Annotated in this window: 5 protein-coding genes; all 5 read right to left on the bottom strand. The window is 32.4% G+C overall.

The genetic code is table 11. The features are described from left to right. The coding region (locus ENO17_04080) for a chromosome segregation protein SMC (GenBank protein HER24213.1) at positions 1-841 on the bottom strand (841 nt) is incomplete at its 3' end. 9 nt (positions 842-850) lie between these two features. Beyond that, entirely contained in the window at positions 851-1,549 is a 699-nt protein-coding gene (gene rnc / locus ENO17_04075) for a ribonuclease III (protein HER24212.1), read from the bottom strand. A gap of 67 nt (positions 1,550-1,616) precedes the next feature. Continuing rightward, a complete protein-coding gene (gene fabF, locus ENO17_04070) occupies positions 1,617-2,879 on the bottom strand; it encodes a beta-ketoacyl-[acyl-carrier-protein] synthase II (protein HER24211.1) in 1,263 nt (420 codons plus the stop codon). Positions 2,880-3,038: 159 nt separating this feature from the next. After that, positions 3,039-3,263 carry an acyl carrier protein gene (locus tag ENO17_04065; GenBank protein ID HER24210.1) on the bottom strand — a complete coding sequence of 75 codons (225 nt, stop codon included), beginning with the start codon at positions 3,261-3,263 and terminating at the stop codon, positions 3,039-3,041. Positions 3,264-3,282: 19 nt separating this feature from the next. Then, a partial coding sequence (locus tag ENO17_04060; GenBank protein ID HER24209.1) for an SDR family oxidoreductase occupies positions 3,283-3,663 on the bottom strand: 381 nt, incomplete at its 5' end.

Raw genomic sequence — 3,663 nt, 5'->3', positions numbered from 1 at the left:
TATTTATATTAGTTAACTCTGCGCTTAGTGAGTTAATATTTGCTTCTTCTTCTTCAATTTTTTGGGATATTTTGATTTTTTCTTTTTCGTATTTTTTTAAATTTGTTTTTATTCTGGATAAATTTGTTCTGCATAAATTATACTTTTGATAGATTAAAAATAGTTCTAAATTTTTAATCTCTTCCTGGCATATTTTGTAATTCTTTAAATGTTTTGCTTCCTCTTCCAAAATCAGTGATTGAGTTCTTATTTCAGAAATTATATTCTTAATTTTATCTAGATTATTACTGGTTTCCTCTATTTTATCTAATGTTTTTTTCTTTTCATAACGGTATTTGGAAATAGAGGCAGCCTCTTCAAACAAATGACGTCTTTCAGATGGTTTTGCACTTAAAATAAGATCTACTTCACCCTGAGCAATGATGGAATAAGTATTTTTACCTAACCCTGTATTCATGAATAATTCTTGAATATCTTTTAATTTACAGGAAATACCATTAATAAAATTTTCGGTCTCACCAGAACGATAAATCCTTCTTTTTATATTTATTTCTTCACAATCTATCGAGAGAATCTTTTCATGATTATTAACGGTTAACGACACTTCCGCTATGTTTAAAGGTTTTTCCTTGTGATTCCCCGAAAATATAATGTCTGTAAGTTGTTTTCCCCTTAATGACCGGATATTCTGTTCGCCCAATATCCATCGAACTGCATCGGTTATATTACTCTTACCACAACCGTTTGGACCGACAATGGCAGTTACACCAGAATTGAATGATAACTTTATTTTTTTTCCAAATGATTTAAAGCCATAAATTTCCAGTTCTTTTAAAAACAATCTTTTACCTCATCTAATTACTTTTAATTTTTTTAAGGCATCCTGTGCGGCATTTTGCTCAGCTTCTTTTTTATTTTCACCAGATCCATTTCCATAAGTAGTTTTATTCAGCTTTACCTCAATACAAAATATTTTTTTATGGTCTGGACCTTTTTCTTTGACCAAATAATATTCGGGTAAACATTTCAGCTTTTTTTGAGACACTTCCTGCAGTAAAGTCTTAAAATCTCCCCCATGTTTATCCTTCATAATCAGTTCCATTTCTTTTTTTATAAATAAAGAGAGTATTTTTTTTGTTTTTTGGATGCCACTATCTAAATATATGGCACCTAATAAAGCCTCGAAACAATCAGCTAGAATAGATAATTTATTTCTCCCTCCGGTGGAATCTTCTCCTTTTCCCAAAATAATATATTTTCCCAAAGAAAGTTGATCAGCCCATTTAGCTAAAACATCTTTGCTAACCATAACCGATTTAATTTTAGTAAGCTTACCTTCCGAAGAAGAGGCTAATTTACGATAAAGATAGCCGGTAACAATTAAATTTAAAACAGAATCACCTAAAAATTCCAACCTTTGATTGTTCGTTACCTTACCTTTAAAACTTTTTTTTGGGAAGGAAGGATGGGTCAAAGCTTCTTTGATAAGAATTTTATTTTTAAATTTATAATCCAATTTTTCTTCTAATTTATATAATAATAAATCCATTTCTTTATTCAAAAACTTCTTCCACCTTATTATTTATTCATTGTAAATATTAATTATTAACTAACGATTAACGAGTATCTACTTCTTCATCTTCATCATATTTACTTAAAACAATAACTCCGTTATGTCCGCCAAAGCCAAATGAATTGGAAATAGCATAATTCAAACTTTTCTTTTCACTTATATTAGGCACGTAATCTAAATCACACTCCGGATCGGGAGAATTGTAATTTATTGTAGGAGGAATTATACCATTTTTTATGGTAAGAACAGTAGAAATCGCTTCCACTCCACCGCTTGCTCCCAAAAGATGACCAGTCATCGATTTATTGGAACTTATCTTTAAATCATAGGCATAATTACCAAATATTTTTTTAATAATTAGGGTTTCTAATTTATCATTTAAAGGAGTAGAAGTACCATGAGCGTTAATATATTCTATTTGGGAGGGGTTTATTTCTGCATCTTTTAAAGCAATTTCGATAGCTTTGGCAGCCGCCACTCCTTCAGGTGCGGGAGCAGTAATATGGTAAGCATCAGCAGTCATGCCGACACCAAGCATCTCGGCATAAATAGGTGCGTTTCGCTCTTTTGCGTGCCGCATAGTTTCTAGAATTAGTATCCCAGCTCCTTCCCCTATAACAAATCCATCTCTTTCCTTATCAAAGGGTTTAGAAGCATTTTTAGGTTGATCGTTTTGGGTAGATAATGCCCTCATCTGGCAAAAACCGGCTAAAGCCATAGGAGTAATTGCAGCTTCCGTACCTCCGCTAATAATTATTTGCGCATCTCCTTGTTGTAAAAGTTTGAAGGCTATTCCCAGGGCATGCGTGGATGACGCACAAGCAGTAGTAATAACACCATTAGGTCCCTTAGCTCCGATTTTTATAGCTATCTCTCCTGCGGATATATTAGAAATCATCATGGGAACGAAAAAAGGACTTACTCTCCCCGGTCCTTTTTCAAGTAATATTTTATGCTGTTTTTCAAAAGTATCAATACCGCCTATACCTGAACCAATGATAACTCCTGTTAAAAAAGAATCTTTTTCAGTAATTTTTAATTTAGAATCCTCGAGTGCTAACATTGCCGCAACTATTGAAAATTGCGTATTTTTATCCATTCTGTTTGCTTCTTTATTAGATAAATAATTTGTACAATTGAAATCTTTTACTTCCGCTGCAATTTTAGTAGAATATTTTTCGGTATCGAAATAACTTATCCTATCAATACCGCTTTTCCCTTGGATTAAGGATTGCCAAAATTGATCTTTCCCAATTCCTACTGGAGTTACCGGTCCTAAACCGGTAATGACTACTCTATTTTTCATAATTCTATTCTCCATCATCATTAAATACACATTTTAATTAAGGGTCGGAGAAATCTCCGGCCCTTAATTTAATAAAGATTGATTTTTATTTCTTGTTATTGTTCTTGAACTAAATTTTAAAAAAATAAAAAAATACTTAACCGTATTTATGTCATATTTTTATTTGCTTAAGTATTTAACCACATCTCCGACCGTCTTAATTTTTTCAGCGTCCTCATCTGGAATTTCTAGATCAAATTCTTCCTCGAAAGCCATTATTAGTTCCACTATATCTAAAGAATCTGCACCTAAATCATCTACAAAAGAAGAGTCTTCTGTAATTTTACTTTCATCAACTCCTAATTGATCTACGATTATTTTTTTTATTTTATCCATTGACTCCATTCTAAACTTTCACCTCCTTTCACATTACCATACCACCATCGACGTTTATTACTTGTCCGGTAATATAATTTGCCGCATCAGAAACTAAAAAATATACCACCTTAGCGATATCTTGTACAGTGCCTAATCGTTTTAAAGGAATATGCTGTTGTAGATCCTGTCTCACTTTTTCCGGTAATTTCTTGGTCATATCTGTTTCGATAAATCCAGGCGCAACAGCATTAACGTTTATTTTTCTGGCAGCAAGCTCTTTAGCGATCGATTTAGTCAATCCTATTATCCCTGCTTTTGATGCAGCATAATTAACCTGTCCGATATTTCCGATCAATCCGATAACCGATGATATATTTACAATTTTATCAGTACTCTTTTGCTTCATCATATATTTTGCCACAGATTT

Source organism: Candidatus Atribacteria bacterium, assembly GCA_011056645.1.
Taxonomy (GTDB): domain Bacteria; phylum Atribacterota; class Phoenicimicrobiia; order Phoenicimicrobiales; family Phoenicimicrobiaceae; genus Sediminicultor; species Sediminicultor quartus.
This window is presented reverse-complemented; position numbering and strand designations above follow the sequence as displayed.

Bases quoted from the DNA above. Each gene is read 5' to 3' on its own strand.
- ENO17_04065 (HER24210.1), bottom strand. From the start codon at position 3,263: ATGGAGTCAATGGATAAAATAAAAAAAATAATCGTAGATCAATTAGGA.
- fabF (HER24211.1), bottom strand. From the start codon at position 2,879: ATGAAAAATAGAGTAGTCATTACCGGTTTAGGACCGGTAACTCCAGTA.
- rnc (HER24212.1), bottom strand. From the start codon at position 1,549: ATGGATTTATTATTATATAAATTAGAAGAAAAATTGGATTATAAATTT.